General features: G+C 56.2%; 9 protein-coding genes. 8 read left to right on the top strand and 1 reads right to left on the bottom strand.

Annotation, left to right across the window (positions count from 1 at the left end):
* Positions 1-3 precede the first annotated feature (3 nt).
* From OSO_RS0121315 to OSO_RS0121300, 3 genes are all read left to right on the top strand, one after another.
* Complete coding sequence (locus OSO_RS0121315) at positions 4-1,794, top strand: TIM-barrel domain-containing protein (RefSeq protein ID WP_029247290.1); 1,791 nt, start codon at positions 4-6, stop codon at positions 1,792-1,794.
* Positions 1,795-2,000: 206 nt separating this feature from the next.
* Positions 2,001-3,230: an iron-containing alcohol dehydrogenase gene (locus OSO_RS0121305; protein ID WP_010585161.1), complete on the top strand. Its 1,230-nt coding sequence runs from the start codon at positions 2,001-2,003 to the stop codon at positions 3,228-3,230.
* 148 nt (positions 3,231-3,378) lie between these two features.
* Entirely contained in the window at positions 3,379-4,560 is a 1,182-nt protein-coding gene (locus OSO_RS0121300) for a beta-alanine-activating enzyme beta-propeller domain-containing protein (RefSeq protein ID WP_010585160.1), read from the top strand.
* 12 nt (positions 4,561-4,572) lie between these two features.
* Here OSO_RS0121300 and xseA read toward each other — a convergent pair whose 3' ends face one another.
* Positions 4,573-5,820, bottom strand: coding sequence for an exodeoxyribonuclease VII large subunit (gene xseA, locus OSO_RS0121295; RefSeq protein ID WP_237729320.1), 1,248 nt, complete (start codon positions 5,818-5,820; stop codon positions 4,573-4,575).
* Positions 5,821-6,286: 466 nt separating this feature from the next.
* Here xseA and OSO_RS0121290 point away from each other — a divergent pair, with 466 nt between their 5' ends.
* The 5 genes from OSO_RS0121290 to OSO_RS0121265 all read left to right on the top strand — a co-directional run bounded on the left by OSO_RS0121290 (position 6,287) and on the right by OSO_RS0121265 (position 18,032).
* Positions 6,287-7,573, top strand: coding sequence for a putative sugar nucleotidyl transferase (locus OSO_RS0121290; RefSeq protein ID WP_010585158.1), 1,287 nt, complete (start codon positions 6,287-6,289; stop codon positions 7,571-7,573).
* Positions 7,574-8,159: 586 nt separating this feature from the next.
* A complete protein-coding gene (locus OSO_RS0121285; protein ID WP_010585157.1) occupies positions 8,160-11,750 on the top strand; it encodes an acyl-[ACP]--phospholipid O-acyltransferase in 3,591 nt (1,196 codons plus the stop codon).
* An 89-nt stretch (positions 11,751-11,839) separates the two neighbouring features.
* Positions 11,840-12,217: a hypothetical protein gene (locus OSO_RS0121280; RefSeq protein ID WP_010585156.1), complete on the top strand. Its 378-nt coding sequence runs from the start codon at positions 11,840-11,842 to the stop codon at positions 12,215-12,217.
* Between the two features lie 37 nt (positions 12,218-12,254).
* Positions 12,255-14,093 carry a glutamate mutase L gene (locus OSO_RS0121275; protein ID WP_010585155.1) on the top strand — a complete coding sequence of 613 codons (1,839 nt, stop codon included), beginning with the start codon at positions 12,255-12,257 and terminating at the stop codon, positions 14,091-14,093.
* 339 nt (positions 14,094-14,432) lie between these two features.
* Complete coding sequence (locus OSO_RS0121265) at positions 14,433-18,032, top strand: hypothetical protein (RefSeq protein WP_010585154.1); 3,600 nt, start codon at positions 14,433-14,435, stop codon at positions 18,030-18,032.
* The last annotated feature ends 173 nt before the right edge of the window (positions 18,033-18,205 follow it).

The raw sequence follows: 18,205 nt of genomic DNA, 5'->3' as shown, positions 1-18,205 counted from the left end.
TGTATGAGAGCACGAACGACGAGTGCCGCATGGATCACATTCGTCACGATGACGTTCGTGTCTCTCGATTCCTCGGGTGGGATGGCTCAAGATGCCAGTCCCTCGCCTGGGCTTTTCGAAAACAGTTTCGATACCAGTAGCCCAGCCGTGGCGCCGCCCTGGTCCATGCGGCCCTGGATGTGGGAAGACGACGTCAACAACGCGGAGGCGGTTTGGGATTTGGTGGACGGTTGCCGCGATCATGATCTGCCCTTGGGCGCCATTCTGATCGATAGCCCCTGGTCAACTCGCTACAACAACTTTCGTTTTGACGAACAGCGGTATCCCAACCCGAAACAGATGATTGACACCCTGCATCAGCGCAATGTGCGGCTCGTGCTTTGGATGACAAATTTTATCAACACGCGTGAAAGTCTGGCCGATGCCCCCGGAGACGACGAAGATCTTTATGCGCTTGGAAAGTCGAAAGGTTATTTCGTCAATGATGGTGTGCCGACGAAATGGTGGAAGGGCAGCGGCTCACTCATCGACTATACAAATCCAGACGCGGTCGAATGGTGGCATCGGATCATGGATCGCACGCTATCGCTGGGTGTTGACGGCTGGAAAATGGACGGGTCGGCCGAAACATTCGTGCTTTCAAAACGCCAGACGCTGCGTGGGACATTGACGCTGCGAGACTACCTGGATCTTTACTATCGTGACACACTGCACTACAGCCGCGCCTGCCGAAGTGACTTTGTCACCATGGTTCGGTCGGTCGACATTGCGAACACGCGAAATGACCAAGCACACGCGCCGTTTGATGCGGCGCCTTTGACATGGGTTGGTGATCAGCGACATTCCTGGAGTGACAAAGGGTTGGATGAAGCGGTCCGCAGCGCGTTCCGCGCACTAACCTTGAATTATCCATCTGTCAGTTCGGACACGGGTGGCTACCAAGGCGACCCAAAGAATCCGGGAACAATGCCGCGGCTGTTGTATTTGAGATGGGCGCAGTGGAATGCGTTGACTCCGTTCTTCCTGATTGGCGGCCACAATGAACATCGGCCCTGGAAATTCGATCCCGAATTCTTCGAAATCTTTCGGCGATACATGTGGCTGCATCAAGAGCTTGTCCCCTTCTTCTACTCGCAACAACTGCAGGCCAGTTTCCGCGAGGGAAAACTGATGCATGCCGGGCCAGGCAAACATCAGTACCTGCTTGGCGACGCATTGCTGGCAGCCGTGATGACGGGGCCAGAATCGCGACGCGAGATCGTTTTTCCGAAAGGGGAATGGCTCGACTATTGGAACAATCGTGCACAATTTGAGGGTGGCCAGATGACCACGATTGACGTTCCCGAAGACCGCAGTCCGTTGTTCGTCAAAGTGGGGTCGATCATTCCGCTCGATGTCGTGAATGATGCGGTCAAGCATGGCAGTCGCTCGTCGCGTGGGTGGCGAACGTTGGACATCTATCCCGGTTCGGAAGCGTCAAGGGCCATCGTTTGGGATACGGCGCAGTTCCCGCCCAGCGCCTTTCGAGATCGAAGTATTGTTCAGGTCAGTCGCGCGGACCAGGCCACTGTCGTTCGACTCGAGGCGGGACCCGCACGAGACACGATCCTCAGAATCTGGCAACTTGAAGAACCTGGGGATGTGACGGCCGATCAGGAACGCTTGAAGCACTGCGATAACGGGGCTGAGTGGGAATCCGAAGAAAACGCCTGGTGGTACGATTCCGCAGATCAGCGACTGTGGATCAGGTTACGCGCAGCGCGCGATGTCCGTGTGAACATTGGCCACAATTAGGTGAGCTTCTCGGGCTGGAATTTGAATTGACGACCCTGATGACATCCCTGTCATGATTGATGTGTGTCGAGGGTGGGTGGTTGTCTGTCCAGTTCTGTTTGCTGAACTTCATCTCATTGAACATTGAGCGAACACGCGTCAGCGGATACGCTTATCGATGCTGCTTGTGAGAGACTTCTCTTCCCGCCGCCGAAAGTCCTGCCTCAATGCCTGACGTTGAATCATCCGTGGAACTCGATGTTCTGCCGACCTTCGATTTTGACCCGCGAACGCGCGTGGTTTTCGGATCGGGAACAATCGCGAGACTGGGCCAGATCGCCAGAGAGCTGGGCGGAAGTCGTGTGCTGTTCGTCACCGATCGGGGGATTGAACAAGCAGGTCACGCCGCCAAGGGGATCGACGCGTTGACGTCTGCGGGGATCGCGGTCAGCGTCTTTCACGACGTTCAACCGAATCCAACAACTGACGATGTTGACCAGGGGCTGGCGATTGCCAAATCCCAGAATGTCGACCTGATTGTCGCTGTGGGTGGCGGCAGTACCATGGACTGCGCGAAGGGGATCAATTTTCTGCTGACCAATGGTGGGCAAATGCGCGACTATTGGGGTGTCGGCAAAGCGACCAAACCGATGCTGCCTCTGATTGCGATTCCCACCACGGCCGGTACGGGAAGCGACGCTCAATCGTTTGCCTTGATTGCCGATGCCAAGACGCACATGAAAATGGCTTGCGGTGATAAAAAGGCCGCGTGCAAAGTTGCGATTCTCGATCCTGAATTAACGTTGAGCATGCCGGCTGGTGTCACGGCTGCGACGGGGATTGATGCTCTCAGTCATGCACTCGAAAGTTTTGTCACGACGAAACGAAACGCGATTTCTCAACTGTTTGCCCGCCGCGCATGGCGGCTGCTGGCCCAGTCCTTTCCCGTTGTCGTCTCGGTCGCTGCTTCGAATGGAGCTTCGCCACCTGTCAACTCGGCGGCCACGATTCTGGCGGCACGGGGGAACATGTTGCTGGGTTCGCATCTGGCCGGGGCTGCCATCGAAAACTCCATGTTGGGTGCGACACACGCGTTGGCCAATCCACTGACCGCTCATTTTGAGGTGACGCACGGTTTGGCCATCGGCGTCATGTTGCCACACGTCATCCGATACAATTCGCAGGTGGTTGGTCCACTATATGGCCGACTTGCTGCTGACTTGGGGCTTTGTGACGTCGATGATCCTCAGGCAGGTGATCGAATTGCAGGTCTCGTGCGAGAGTTAACGCGGATGGCGCGCCTGCCGACGAATTTGACGGCGTGTGGGGTGGATCGTAGTCTGTTACCACGGATGGCCGAAGAAGCGGCTCAGCAGTGGACGGGGACATTCAATCCGCGGCCGGTTGATGCAGCAAGCTTGCTTCAACTTTACGAGGCAGGATTCGAGGCCGAGTAGTAGCCTGTTGAAGTAAGGGGGACAGGCACCTTGGCGTTGACGATGTCAGGGCGTTTTCTTAGCTGGCCGGAGCCAATCCCCGTTACTCCAACAGACTGCTAGGCCACAGGATGAATCATCGCGGCGGCCAATTCGTTAAGGGAAGAAAATGCGATTGCGCGGTCTGTCTCGATGCTCATCGTCGTTGAAGTTGTTGGCTGCAATTGTCTGTGCGACGACTGCGATGTCGGGCTCTGCTGCAGAACTGTCAGCGCCTGGTAAAACCAGTTGGGCATCGTTTCGCCACGATCTGGCGCAAACGGGAGTGGCTTCCAGCACACTTCCCGACAAGCTCGAAAAACTGTGGGAAGTGTCGATCGGCGATCAGATCGTGGCAACCTGTGCGATCGTCGGCGACTTCGTCTATGTCCCCTGCCTTTCAGGGGAGCTTGTCTGTCTGAAGCGAGCGACCGGGGAAAAGGTCTGGGGCTATAAGACGGTCGACAAGGTCGATCCCAATTCATTCGCACCGGGATTCAAGTCATCTCCAACGGTGACGGCGAATGCGGTTTATCTTGGCGACGAAGATGGCGTATTTCATGCCATCGATCGGGCGACGGGAATGGGTTTGTGGAAATTCACGACGGGTGGAGAAATCTTCAGTTCTGCTGCCGTCACAGAGGGACGCATCATTTTTGGATCGTACGACAACAACCTTTACTGCTTAAACATGGACGGAAAGCTGAATTGGAAGTTTGCCACGCAAGGATACGTCCACTGTGCTCCGGCCATTATTGATGGCGTGACGTTCGTTGCGGGCTGCGATGAGCATCTGCGGACGATTGAAGTGAATTCCGGTGACCAGCGCGCGGAACTGAAGTTGGAAACCTACCTGATTGCATCACCTGCGATCGTCGGTGATTTCTTGTACGTCGGAACATATGCCAGCGAAGTCGTTGCTGTGAATTGGAAAACGCAAAAGGTCGCCTGGCGGTATCGATCGGGTAACGCCGATTTCCCATTTCATTCGTCAGCCGCCGTGACCGAGAAGTTGGTCGTCGTGGGTGGACGCGACAAATTGATCCATGCGATCGACCGAGAAACCGGCAAGGGCGTCTGGACGTTCGCGACGCAGGCCAAAGTGGACAGCTCGCCCGTCATCGTGGGGGATCGCGTCTTCGTCGGCTCAAACGATAAGACTCTCTACGAGCTCAATCTTGCGGATGGCCAGGAGCGGTGGAGGTTCAGTGCCGGAAAGCCAATCTCCGGGGCGCCTGCAGTGGGAGAAGGCGTGCTTGTGTTTGGTACGGAAAGCACTGAGGGCAAGGTGTACTGCTTCGGAAAGAAATGAGTCGCCGTGCCACTAGTCGCTGTCGACCTCGGTGATTTCGCTGACGACGCTGGCATTCGCGAACAGCGTTGAAATCTTGTCGCCGACTTTCAGCTGGCTTGCGTCGCGGATCAGACTGCCATCGTCCAGGCGTTTCGTGAGCGAGTATCCTCGATCCAAAACGGCGAGAGGACTTAGTGCATTCAACGTGGCTGCAACCGCGCCGAGTTGGTGTCGCGCGGATTCAAATCGCCGCTGGAGCAATTCTTTCATCCGCTCGTCCAGTTCATCGATTTGTGTCTCCAGTTCGCGGATGCGATCGAGCGGCCGCGCGAGGCATGGTCGTTGCGCGATGCGTTCGACCTGAAATTTCGCGTGCTGGGTACGGTATTGCAATGTGGACGTTAACCGATGGCGGAATTGTTCGAGTAGCTTGCGGACTTCCGCTTCAAGCGGAACGACCAGTTCAGCTGCTTCGCTCGGGGTCAGGGCACGCTTGTCCGCGACAAGGTCTGCAATGGTCAGATCAATTTCGTGTCCGACGGCGCTGATGACAGGAATTTGGCACTCGAAAATCGCGCGGGCGACGACTTCTTCGTTGAACGCCCACAAATCTTCCAGGCTGCCACCACCTCGCCCACAAATGACGACATCGACCTCGGGAATCAGGTGCACGCGACGCAATGCGTCGGCAATCTGTGGTGCCGCCTCGGCTCCCTGCACTGGGACTGGCACGATCACGACATTCGCACGCGGCCAGCGACGCGTAATCACTTGCAGCATGTCACGAACGGCAGCACTCGATGGGCTTGTAATCAGCGCGATCCGACGTGGGAACACAGGCCACGGTCGCTTGCGTGCCGGGTCGAACAGCCCCTCGGCATCCAGTTTTTGCTGGAGTTGCCGGAATGCGAGTTCGAGTGCTCCAACCCCTTGCGGTTCGAGCTGTTCGGCGATCAACTGATATTGGCCGCGTGTCTCGTAAAGTTGAATCGGCCCCGCCGCGAGCACCTTCAAGCCGTCTTTGAGTTTAAACTTCAATCGCTGAGCGGCGCTCCGCCACATAATGGCCGAAAGTTGAGCGCCTTCATCCTTCAGCGTGAAGTAGATGTGTCCCGAACTCGCCTGTTTGCAGTTGGAAATTTCTCCACTCACCCAGACGAACGGAAAGGCACTTTCCATGACCTCCTTTAGCAGGAAGGTGACCTGACTGACGGACAGGGCTGTGGCGTGTGGTTCGGCGTCGGTGGCCAACGGAAACTCCGGTATCGAATTCGGCAAGGATCAGGATCGGTTTGTGTGTCGTCGGGATCGTCGGTCAAATGCCACGACAATCTGGCGTCCAGTAGCCCGTTTCAGGGGCACCTCATACCGAATTGCCTCGTCCACGACGCGTCTCAGGTCAAAGATTTCGCTGGTTTTCTCGACGACCGCCACAGATTGACTGGTACGACGCGGGACTTCAACGCTCGCCGCGACAATTTGATCTCATCCTCATCTTCTCGCGATTGGCATTCGCAGATAGATTTCGCATGCCGATTTCAATCTGTCTGGTCGAAAGGTCGGTCAGGTATAGAAGTTCTGACGACAGGTTGCTCGTGGTACAGCCACTCTGATCTGACAAGTTCGCGGACACCGCGCGCAGGCTCGTTGGCCCATGCGCGCAACGAGTTCATTGACGTCTCAATTCAGGTTGGAAAACTCCACGATTCCGCAGTTCCGCCGAAGCTGATGAAGGATCGCAGCGATGCGTATTGCACTATTCGAAGATCGAATTGCCTCGGAGAACTTCGCCCCAATTGCTTTGTTGCGCCCTGCATTTGAACTGTTGTGCGGACAGTTCAGTGCCCGGGAACGCTGCATGCGGTTTCTGCCAGTCACCGATTGGGGGGCATTTCTGCGGAGTGAACTGGTTGACGTTTACCAGGAAGAGAATCCCGATTCCCACGTGAATGATCTGGATTGGCTTCGACTTGCTCCGACGTTGTTCATCAATGGTCGGTGGCTGGCCGATCCGGCGGCTCTGGGGGAATGCGATCCTGATACGGCGGGGATTATTGACGGACATGTGGCGTACTTGACGTTGGAACCGTCCGATGTTTCCCGGCTGACAGGTGATTCGGTCGACGTCGTCTTGATGGAGATCGCGCGCGAGCGTCGCCGTGTGAAGGCCCCTGGATTTCTGGCCCAGTATCCGTGGGATCTGGTTCATCATAACTCGGTCCAGTTGAAGGCAGACTTTGCCTTGCGTCGATTCGGCACGTCGAAGGTTGGGCAGCTAGGCCCACAGGTTGCGATTGTCGGAGATCCAAATCAGATCTACATCGCCCCATCGTCGAGCATCGACCCGTTTGTCGTCATCGATTCCCGTAAAGGGCCCGTCACGATCGAAGACGATTGCCTGATTCAGGCGTTTACGCGACTTGAGGGGCCCTGCCACGTTGGTCGCGGCTCGCAATTGTTTCGCGCCAACGTCCGCGAGGGAACCAGCATTGGTCCGATTTGCCGAGTCGGTGGCGAAATCGAGGGCTCAATCCTGCATGGCTACGTCAACAAGTATCACGATGGATTTCTGGGGCACAGCTATATCTGTCCCTGGGTGAATCTGGGTGCCATGACAACCAACAGTGATCTGAAGAATGACTATTCTCCTGTGAAGATTCCCCTGCGAGGCGAATCGATCAATTCGGGTGAGTTGAAAGTCGGGTGCTTCATTGGAGATCACACCAAAACGGCGATTGGAAGCCTGTTCAACACAGGATCTTCGATCGGAGTGATGTGCCTGGTACTGCCGGATGGAGAGTTATTGCCAAAGCATATTCCCTCGTTCTCACGAATCTGGCATGGTGACCTGATCGACGGACTTGCCCTGGATGCCGGTTTGTCGACCGCCCGTTATGCGATGGAACGTCGGAATATCGAATTGACCGACGCCCAGGAGCAACTTCTGCGAACGATTCATGCCGATTCTCAGCTCGAGCGAGAACGGGCGATCGAACGTTTCTTTGCGCGATCAAACTTCGCGAACGGCTAATTGCAGTTGAGCGGATTCGCAACCGTCCGCAGGCCGGGGACTGGCTCATTTTCCCGCGACAATGGGCCGGACTACCCATGTCGATGCGCTGTGGATTCCAATTTGACCGGGAAAATGTGCCTGTCCGCCTCCCTTCGGGCTGTGAGCCGTTACGGCCGATTCTAGCGAATTTTCCAATTGTCTTGTCTCATTTTTAGGAAAATCGCGGAGTGCCGAAGCGTCCTGCCTGAGTTGTCTAAGCGTCCGGACGCCGGTCAATTACTTCTGCCGATCGAACTCTAGTTCTGTCAGAAAAAGTGTCCTGTGTGGGGAATCAGGCTGATTTCTGGGACCTTCGGGACAGACGAGTCGCGTTCCCGGCCGCTTGCGTTCATAATATGGAAGGTATCATCGTTCCACCGGGGTTGCCGGAGCCTTCAAAAGGACCGGCAGCGAGCTTGCCGGTTGCTGTTTTCCCTGACATCGGCTCCCTTTTCAAATTTCAGGGTGTACGCAATAGTTGTCGTTTTCGAGTCTCGTTGCACATCGGCCTATCGCGTTCGAGGTCGTGCACGGTGACTGTGGTTTGTAACAGGTTGGATTTTGGATGACGTTTTCCGCAGATCTGCCCGGGGCGCATTCCCATGCGAAAGAGGCCTCGGCAGCCGAAATCAATCTCGAGAATTCGACGGGGGCGGCCGTTCATCTGGACAACCGCGATTTGCCGCATGCCCCGCTTTGGTCGAATAGTTTTCTAAGCCTGCTGATCGTGCAGTTTCTGACGGTCCTGAACGATCACACGTTTCGCTGGCTGGTCGTTCCGATTGCCAAGCCGCATCTGGGCCCCTCTGGTGCGCTCGCACTCGGTCTCGCGGCGTTCACCCTGCCCTTTATCATCCTGGCGACTCCGGCGGGATTTCTCGCTGACCGATTCTCGAAGGCGAACGTGATTCGCGCTTGCAAGACGGCGGAAGTCATCATTATGGGGCTGGGGTTCGTGGCCCTCATTACGGGCAATATGTCGTTCCTGATTTTTATTGTGTTTCTAACAGGTGCACTGGCGGCCTTGTTCTCACCGGCGAAGTCCGGCTGTGTACCCGAACTTGTGGACGAGCCGCTTCTTTCCAAGGCAAACGGTTGGATGGGGCTGGTGACAGTCGCCCCTGCGGCCTTGGGTTTCTTGCTCGGAAATCTACTCGCAAACTCGGCCAAGCCGACGAATGAATCTGTCATCACGGTTGCGTCTTTGATTCCCTCTATTGTCGTGGTGATGGGAATCGCGATCGTCGGCTGGGTTTTGAGCTTTTATCTAAAATTGGTCGAGGCGGCTGACCCGACTCGGAAGTACCCCTGGAACCCCTTTGTCGAAACGGTGGAATCGCTCCGGCGACTCAAGGCCGACACGCCATTGTTCCGTACGGCGCTCGGCATTGCCTTCTTCTGGATACTGGCGTCCCTTGCGCAGTTGAACGTCGACACTCTCGGTGCCGAAGACTTGCAGCTTTCCCGCGTCAAAATCGGGATCATGGGAATGATGCTGGTCTTGGGTGTGGGCGGCGGCAGTGTACTCGCCGGGATGTGGTCGGGGGGGCATGTCGAACTGGGCATCGTTCCGCTCGGTGCAATCGGCATGGCGTTCTGGTCAGTGATGCTTTGTCTCGCGGGCTGGTACGGTCACGTTTCCCCTGAGAATGCCCTGATCGGAATCTGTGGGTCGCTGTTTTTCCTCGGAATCAGTGCGGGACTATTCGATGTGCCGCTCGAATCGTATCTTCAGCATCAGAGCGAGCCGCAACATTTGGGGCAGGTTGTTGCGGCGACGAACTTTTTGGCATTCTCGGGCATTCTGATCATGTCCGGACTGTATTGGTTGATGATCGACGTTTGGAATATCTCACCCAGCGTCGTTTTTCTGATCGCCGGGATCGGTACGGTTCCAGTGGCGGTCTACATTGTCTTGCTGCTTCCGAGTGCGACCGTCCGATTCGTTTTCTGGCTTGCCGTCAAAGTGTCCTACCGGGTTCGGACGCTGGGAATTGAAAATATTCCCCGAACAGGTGGAGCCCTGCTGACGCCCAATCACATCAGCTTTGTCGACGGCATCCTGCTGATGATCACGATTCCCCGGCCCGTGCGATTCATTATCTATGCAGACTTCGTCTATAACCCCAAGCTTCACTGGCTCGCCAAGATTTTCGACGTGATCCCGATCAAGGCCGACGGTGGTCCGAAGACGCTGATCCAATCATTGCGCACTGCGACCGACGCTCTGAAAAATGGAGAGCTCGTTTGTATTTTCCCAGAGGGCGCATTGACGCGAACTGGTCACACGCATCCATTTCAGGCGGGTATGCTCAGAATTCTCAAGGGGACTGATGCCCCGATTATTCCGATCTTCTTACACGGCCTATGGGGTAGTATCTTCAGCTATCGCGGAGGAAAATTCTTCTGGAAGTGGCCACGAAAACGCCGACATCCCGTTTCGATTGTGTTTGGAAAACCGCTTCGAAACCCGCAGACAGCCAGTGAAGTCTTTCATCAGGTTCAGCAGTTGGGAGTGGACGCCGTGCACGATGCCAAATCCGAGATTCTGACCCCAGCACGAAAATTCATTCGTTCGTGCAAAAGTACGCTCCGCGTGACCCGGCTCGCAGATTCGAGCGGCGTTGAACTGACGGGCGGCAAACTGCTCGCGGCTTCGCTGGCGATGCGACGGGTTCTTCTACGAGAAGTTCTTGGCAGTGATGAGCCGCGGATCGGGATTCTATTGCCGGCCACCGCCGCATGTGCCATCGCGAATCTTGCGGTGACACTGACCGGGCGAACTGCGGTGAATCTGAATTTCACAACGACGGAAGCCGACATGCGGCACTGCGTCAAAGATGCGGGCGTCCGTCACGTTTTGACCAGTCGGAAATTCCTTGAGAAGCGCCCCGTTGACCTGGGGACCGAGTTCGTGTTTCTGGAAGATCTCAAAGAAAAGATCACAAACTTCGATAAGCTGGCCGCGGCCGTTTCGGCGTACCTTGTTCCTGCGGGAATCCTTGAACGCTCGTTGGGGCTCTTAAAGGTTCGGCCCGACGACATCATCACCATCATCTTCACATCCGGTTCCACCGGCGAACCCAAGGGGGTGATGCTGTCGAACTACAATGTGTCATCCACGGTCGACGCGGCTGATCAAATCTTCAATATTCAAAGCACCGATTGCATTCTGGGTGTACTGCCCATTTTTCATTCGTTCGGCTACGTCGCGTCGTTTTGGCTGCCACTGTGCGTCAAAGCGAAAGTGGCATTTCATTTCAATCCGCTCGACGCACGCGTTGTGGGCGAGATGGCGCAGAAGTATGGCGCAACGATCTTGTTCGGCACGCCGACATTCCTGCGTGGCTATCTCAAACGCTGCGAGAAGGAACAATTCAAAACACTCGATCTGGTTGTTGTGGGGGCCGAAAAGATGCCTCTCGACCTGGCCGAGCAGTTCCGCGAAAAATTTGGAATTCAGCCGTCTGAAGGATATGGGACGACCGAAACTTCGGGACCTGCCTGCGTGAACGTCGCCGACCATCGCTGCGCCATGGTTGATCAGAAGGCAACGAAGCTTGGAACCGTCGGACGACCGATGCCAGGTGTTACGGTTCGCGCGATTGATGTCGACAGCAGACAACCGCTTGCGATCGGTACCGAGGGGATGATTTGCGTCAAAGGCTCGAACATCATGTCGGGCTATTTGAATCAACCGGAAAAGACGGCCTCGCTGATTCGCGACGGCTGGTACGAAACCGGCGATATGGGACTGGTTGACGCGGACGGGTTTGTCCACATCACCGGGCGGCTGAGCCGCTTTTCGAAAATCGGTGGTGAGATGGTGCCGCATCTTCGAATTGAAGAGTACTTGCTGACCATTGTTGAGGATCATTCACGAACCGATGCGGGAATTCCGCTGGCGGTCACGTCGGTGCCTGATCCCAAGAAAGGCGAGCGGCTGATCGTTCTTCATTTGCCGATGTCCAAGTCGATTAAGCAGGTCATCGACGAGTTGGCCGCAACCGGTTTGCCAACACTCTGGATTCCGTCGCATGATGGATTTGTCGAAGTCACCGAGATTCCGATCCTGGGAACAGGCAAATTGGATTTGAAGGGGCTCAAGCAAATGGCACTGAACGCGGCTGACAAGCCCAGCCGTGCAAATGTCTAATTTATTCCAACTGAATCCCTCGAAGTGGCACCGTCAAAGCTGGCGGAGTTCGCGTGCGGTCGGTGTTCCGTTTGGAGAACGAACTGCCGATGTGGAACTGGTTGAAACACGCATTCGCCGTTGAATCGGACGCTGTCGCGGTTCCCACTGCCGAGCAATCGTCGTCGATCGATCTCATCTGTCATGAAATCGTTCGGCGAGGAATGACGCTGCCGGCGCAGATGTTCATCGAATCCTCGGCGCCACTTCACTATCTCGGCGGACAGACCCTGCGCGTGTTTGAGCCGTTTTTGGGGGTGCTCGTTGATCCGTCGGCGGTTCGCAACTTTGCCGCGTTTCTGGAACGTCGCGGTGCGGTCGAGTACATTTGCCGACGATTGGATGAGATTCAGCGGCGAGGCGGCGATCTCGCCACTGCGCCACGACCGAACCAATCAAGGTCGACGTCAGAGGATGTTCCGTCGTAGGGACACGAGGCTTTCCATTTCTCATAATCGATCTCGCATGACATCCAGCCGCCAAGATCACCATTCTCACGCGAAGCCTGTGATCGATCCTGATTCGCTTCAGGTGATTCTGGCAACGGATTGCGGCAGTACGACGACCAAGGCGATTCTCATCGAGAAAATCGATGGCGTTTATCGTCAGACGTTTCGGGGTGAAGCCCCCACGACGGTGGAAGAGCCAACGGCCGATGTCACGATGGGTGTCGTCAATGCCGCCACGGAAGTGGGCGAGCTTGCCGGTCGTCGCTTGATCGATGATCAGGGACAGATCATTCGCCCCGCGAGGGGCAACGAGGGGTGTGACCTTTATATCTCGACGTCCAGTGCAGGTGGTGGTCTGCAAATGCTGGTGGCGGGGGTCGTGCGCGAGATGACGGCCGCCAGCGCGGAACGGGCCGCATTGGGGGCCGGTGCCATCGTGATGGAGACGCTGGCATCGAACGACAAACGAAAACCCTACGAGCAGATTCAGCGAATCCGCGAACTGCGTCCAGACATGATCTTGCTGGCCGGGGGAACGGACGGCGGAACCAAATCGCATGTGGTCCAGCTTGCGGAACTGATCGCACCCGCCAAGCCACAGCCGCGCTTCGGCGGTCAGTACAAGATGCCAGTGATCTATGCGGGAAATCAGCAGGCCGCCGCGCTCGTGGAAGATGTGCTCGGCGATGCGGTTGAGCTGTCGGTTGTGCCGAACCTTCGTCCGATTCTGGAACGCGAGAACCTCGGCCCCGCGCGGGATCGGGTGCACGATCTGTTTCTTGAGCACGTGATGGCGCATGCGCCGGGTTACGACAAATTGATTGCGTGGGCCGACGCCCCGATCATGCCGACTCCCGGTGCCGTCGGCGACATCTTGAAAACGATTGCGGACAGGCATGGAATCAACGCGGTCGGTGTCGATATTGGTGGGGCAACGACTGACGTTTTTTCGGTGTTCGGTGGAACTTTCAACCGGACGGTCAGCGCGAATCTGGGAATGAGTTATTCGATTTCGAATGTCCTGGCCGAGGCGACGCTGCCGAAAATTCTGCGCTGGATTCCCTATGACTGCGACGAGCGAGCGCTGCGAAATCGAGTGAAGAATAAAATGATCCGCCCCACGACGATCCCTCAAACGCTCGACGCGTTGATGTTCGAGCAGGCGGTTGCAAGGGAAGCTCTTCGGCTCTCATACCTTCAGCACAAAGAGTTTGCGACGACATTGGTCGGGGTGCAGCGCCAACGATCCATCGGCGACGCCTTCGGGCAGCAATCGGGGCCCCGTTCGATCGTCGATAACATGGCGCTCGATCTGCTGGTTGCATCGGGTGGTGTGTTGTCGCATGCACCTCGGATGGAGCAGACCGTCATGATGCTGATTGATTCGTTCGAACCCGAAGGGATCACACGGCTCGCAAAAGACAGCATCTTTATGATGCCGCATCTTGGGGTGCTCGCCTCGGTTCATCCGCGCGCTGCGATGGAAGTCTTTGAACGAGACTGCCTGGTCTATCTTGGGACCTGCATTGCCCCCGCTGGGAAGGCTAAGGTTGGCGAGTCAATTTGCCGGTATCGGTTTACAGATTCCCGATACGAGTCTGGTGACCTGATTTGCGGTGACGTGAATCGAATTCCGTTAGGTGTCGGGGAATCGGCCGAGATTCATCTGGAGCCGGCTCGAGGATTTGACGTCGGCTCAGGGCTCGGCAAGCCGCGGACCGCGACGGTGCATGGTGGAGTTGTCGGACTTGTCATGGATGGACGAGGCCGTCCGCTCGAACTGCCCGCAGATCGTGATGCCTGCCGACAGGCGGTGACCAAATGGAACCGCGCCATGAATATGTATCCGGAATAATGCTCTCGGATAACTCTTTTCTCGTTTGTTGCAGTTCGTCAGGTCATGCTTCGACGACAAGATCTAATCCGTCGGTGGCGATTCGAGAATTGTCTCCATGAACCACGGATGCGAGCATTCCGAACGTGGCGTAATTTCGGGAACGCACGCTTTTGCGTTTTGAGTGTCGAGAAAATCGTTCGATGAGTCATCCAGCATCGAGTTCTTTTCGTTACTCAGGCTGAAGTGCTGTACATCGTGCACAGTCGGCTTGCCCAATCATCGTTCAGGCTGTAGTCTGCGACGCACCCTTCGCGAATACGGTCTGGAAGAGAGCCTGTATCGAACGATCACACTCACATGTCAATGCCTACCAATACCCCCCAAGTTCCCGCCTCGCAACAAATGGCGATCGACGTTGCACGGGGGCTGCGTGAACAGCAAGTCGGGGTGTTCTTTGTGATGCCGCGCGTTGTCCGACGCGTGCTGCAAAACGAACTGGATATCACGAGCCCCTGGCAGCCGCCACCGCACCGCAAGTGCTGTGTCATTGCCCGCGACCGCCTCCTCTGGGTCGTCGCTCTGGACGAACTTGGGGTTGATACGAATACCAGGCTTCCAGATCAACTCATCCTGGTCGCACAGCCGGAAGACGATGAACTGGCGACAATGACTCGTCAGGAACTTCAGCGGTACTACTGGCAATTGATGTTTCACGCGCGTATCGATTTTTCGATGGGCGAGCGGACTCGTCCTGACCAGATGTCGTCTGCCGAGTTGCGATATCGAATTGATCAACTGGGGCAGATCACCTTCGACGAGATTCGTGGAGTGTTGCGGGCCGAGCAAATGCTGTTGCGCCCGGATGATGACCGAAATGTTTACGCCGAGTTCGTAGCCGTCTATCACGAATTTCAAGCATTTTCGCCACAGTTGCTGCCCATTTATTTTCCTTCACTGGCGTCATCGGACAATGTACTCGAGGTCATTGGACCCGATTGTGACGCCATCACGTTATTAGAAGCAACGCGTCCCAGCGACTTGCAGGCGGATGACGTTTCCGGTCCTGGCGCTTCGAATCCCTCGCTGGACCTGAGCAAGCTGGCGGCGGCGCCTGTCATCGCGCCGCGTCGCCGCTCTGCCCGGCAATACGGTAGCCTGGTGCGACGAGCCGACCGGCTAAGTGCGAAAGGGAATAACGCACGGGCGGCGATTGCACTTCAGACCGCGTGTGAGGTCGCGCCCGAGGCACTGATCTCAGTTGCCAGGGAGCGTTTGGAAGGTGAAATTCAGCGGATTGTCGGCCGACTGCAAGCGGCATTGGAGATGAGCGACGATGCCGCGCGTCCCTGGCTCACGATGTTCGAGAAATTACTGCCGGGAGCTCGACGTGGATTCTGGAATGCCAATGCGCGTCTGCTTTATGACCTGCAGAACGTCTGTTTCGACCACGAGCATGAAATCTACAAGGTTGATCTGCTGCGATGGTGTCTGAGCCTGGGTAAGACGCCGCTCAAACGTCCGCTTTCGAATCAACGTGTCGTGCTGATGTCAAAACATCTGCGCGCGGCCTCGTTGCGAGTGCCCAATGTCGACATTGATCCGGCGGGCCGTCAGGAACTGAACGGGCTGCTGCACGCCGCCGCCGATGCGGCCGAACATATTCTTCGAGTGCGCCTCGAGCCTTTGATCGAACGAGCGTTGCATGCGGCTGGGTTCGCTCCATCGAGCGTTGTGGAACGCGTTTCATTAAAGAAAATGGTCCATGAACTGGCGGATGGGGTCGTCCATCGGGGGTTCATCACTCTGGGAAGTCTGCGCGACACGGTTTCGCGAAACCAGTTGAAGATGGCCGATCTGAATGGTTTCGACGAACTTCTTTCGGGAGATCCGCTGTTGAGGGCCGACCGTCTGATGGCGGCGAAGCTCGACGGCGTCTATCCGCGCGGCCCCTTTTATTTGCGGTGGCTCCAGAAAGCGACATCGCTGGCATTCGGGCTTCCCTGGGGCCGGTTTCTGGTGCGATACATTGCACTGCCCTTCGGGCTGTCGTTTCTGCTGCTCAAAACGATTGAAGTGGCTGCTGAGCATTTGCCTTTCCTTCATCCCGCCAAGCCGCACGCTGCCGACGTCAACCCGTCACCAGAAGCGGTACTCGCAGAGCAGGCCTTTTCCCATCACGATCCGGTTGTCGATCCTGTGGCCGTCGATGAAATGGTTCCTGACGTCCCGGTCGTGCAAGAGCCGGTCATACATGACCTGCATGCCGTGACGCATGCCCACAAGCATGTTGACATCATCTACAGTCATCAGGCGATGTTCCTGCTGGGGCTGGTGATCTTCTCGTTATTGCATTTTCCGGGATTTCGGCGTCGCGTGATCGGCCTGCTCAAGACGGGTTGGACTGTGCTGCGGGTGGCGGTCGTTGATATTCCCCGCGCCATTTTCCGCTTGTGGTGGGTGGACCGCATCTTAAAAAGCTTTCCGATGATGCTGATGCGTCGGTTTGTGCTCGCACCACTCGTCGCCACGTTCGTGTTCTGGTGGGCGCTACCCTGGTTTGGCCTCTATGACAATCTGAACCGCTGGTGGGGTTTGGCGATCTTCCTCTTCTCGTTTCTGGTGCTCAACTCGCGGGTTGGCCGCGACACCGAAGAGCTGGCACGCGAGTTTTTCGCGCGAACGTGGTATCGCATTCGAGTTCATCTGCTGATGGGGTTATTCACCCTGATTATCGATATCTTCCACGCCCTGATGGATGGGCTGGAGCGCGTGTTGTACGCGGTCGATGAATGGCTTCGATTTCGCAGCGGTGAATCCAATCTGACATTGGGGGTGAAAGCGGTCATCGGACTTGTCTGGTCGTTCATCCATGGTGTCGTCCGGTTCTGCGTGACACTGTTGATTGAGCCGCAGGTCAATCCGATCAAGCATTTCCCCGTCGTGACCGTGTCGCACAAATTGGTTCTGACGACATTGACGTATCCGATTTTCACGGTACTTGAAAAATTCTTCGACAAGCCGACCGCCTCGACAATCACCCTGCTAATCCTGACCAGCGTTCCCGGCGTCTTCGGATTCCTGGCCTGGGAATTGAAAGAGAATTGGAAGCTCTACAAGGCCAATCGCTCACCGAAGCTGAAACCGGTTTTGATTGGCGAGCACGGCGAGACGCTCTTGCGATTGCTGCGCCCTGGATTTCATTCGGGGACGATTCCGCGTCTGTTTGCCAAACAACGCCGCGCATCGCGACGCGACGCGCGGGCGTCCGCAGAGAATAACGTCTCCAAATTTGTGTCTCGATTGCAGCACGAGTCTGCCGCGGTGCGGCACTTCTTTGAGCGAGAGTTGATTGCGCTGCTGAGCGAAAGTCGAACGTTCCGCGATTTCTGCTTCACCATCACCCAGGTTGAGTTGACGACCAATCGCGTTCTGATCGAAATCAAGGAAACGACACGATTCTCGCAGGCGGCGCAGCTGGAGTTTTCGGAGCAAGCCGGATGGTTGATCGGAGTCGTTCGTCAGGCGGGATGGCTGGATCAGATCGAGCCGGACGAAGCCGATGTCTTCAAGGTGGCGGTGACCGGCCTATACAAGTTGGCAGCCGTTGACCTGGTGCGGGAGCAAATCGAAGGTGAACTCTCGAAAATGGCGCCTCCGAAGTCGGACAAGTCGAATCGTCCAAATGGATTTCATCATCCGTATGACATCGCACCGTCTGGGCTTGTGATCTGGCCCAATGGATCGTATGAATCCGAAATCCATTATCCGCTCGACGAAGTCCCCGTGACGCATCCACGTCCCCGCTTTTTGGCGCGCGCCTGCGGACTCAATCCACTGCCGATTACGGCGTTGGTGTTCCGACTACATGATGTGTCGTGGGAGGATTGGAGGCGATTTTGGGATCACGAACAAAATATTCCCGCTCATTCGACGTCGCGATTCCCCTTCCATTGGTGATACCGTTGGAAATGGTCGTGCCGATGGCTACTTTACAATAATGTCAGCTGCGGAATTGAAATCATTTACCCGTGAAGGGTTACGCAATGAAACTCGGAATAGACGCGCATTGAGGGATCGATTACGTTTTCAGGTGAAGCAGGTTTAGCGAGCGCCGGCTCGATAATGACTTC

It is taken from the genome of Schlesneria paludicola DSM 18645 (genome assembly GCF_000255655.1).
In the GTDB taxonomy this organism is placed as follows: domain Bacteria; phylum Planctomycetota; class Planctomycetia; order Planctomycetales; family Planctomycetaceae; genus Schlesneria; species Schlesneria paludicola.
Note: the sequence above shows the minus strand (reverse complement) of the source record. Positions and strands in the feature narration are given on the sequence as shown.

What these genes read in the sequence shown, in the direction of transcription:
- OSO_RS0121315 (WP_029247290.1), top strand. Translation starts at nt 4, where the DNA reads ATGAGAGCACGAACGACGAGTGCCGCATGGATCACATTCGTCACGATG.
- OSO_RS0121305 (WP_010585161.1), top strand. Translation starts at nt 2,001, where the DNA reads ATGCCTGACGTTGAATCATCCGTGGAACTCGATGTTCTGCCGACCTTC.
- OSO_RS0121300 (WP_010585160.1), top strand. Translation starts at nt 3,379, where the DNA reads ATGCGATTGCGCGGTCTGTCTCGATGCTCATCGTCGTTGAAGTTGTTG.
- OSO_RS0121290 (WP_010585158.1), top strand. Translation starts at nt 6,287, where the DNA reads ATGCGTATTGCACTATTCGAAGATCGAATTGCCTCGGAGAACTTCGCC.
- OSO_RS0121285 (WP_010585157.1), top strand. Translation starts at nt 8,160, where the DNA reads ATGACGTTTTCCGCAGATCTGCCCGGGGCGCATTCCCATGCGAAAGAG.
- OSO_RS0121280 (WP_010585156.1), top strand. Translation starts at nt 11,840, where the DNA reads ATGTGGAACTGGTTGAAACACGCATTCGCCGTTGAATCGGACGCTGTC.
- OSO_RS0121275 (WP_010585155.1), top strand. Translation starts at nt 12,255, where the DNA reads ATGACATCCAGCCGCCAAGATCACCATTCTCACGCGAAGCCTGTGATC.
- OSO_RS0121265 (WP_010585154.1), top strand. Translation starts at nt 14,433, where the DNA reads ATGTCAATGCCTACCAATACCCCCCAAGTTCCCGCCTCGCAACAAATG.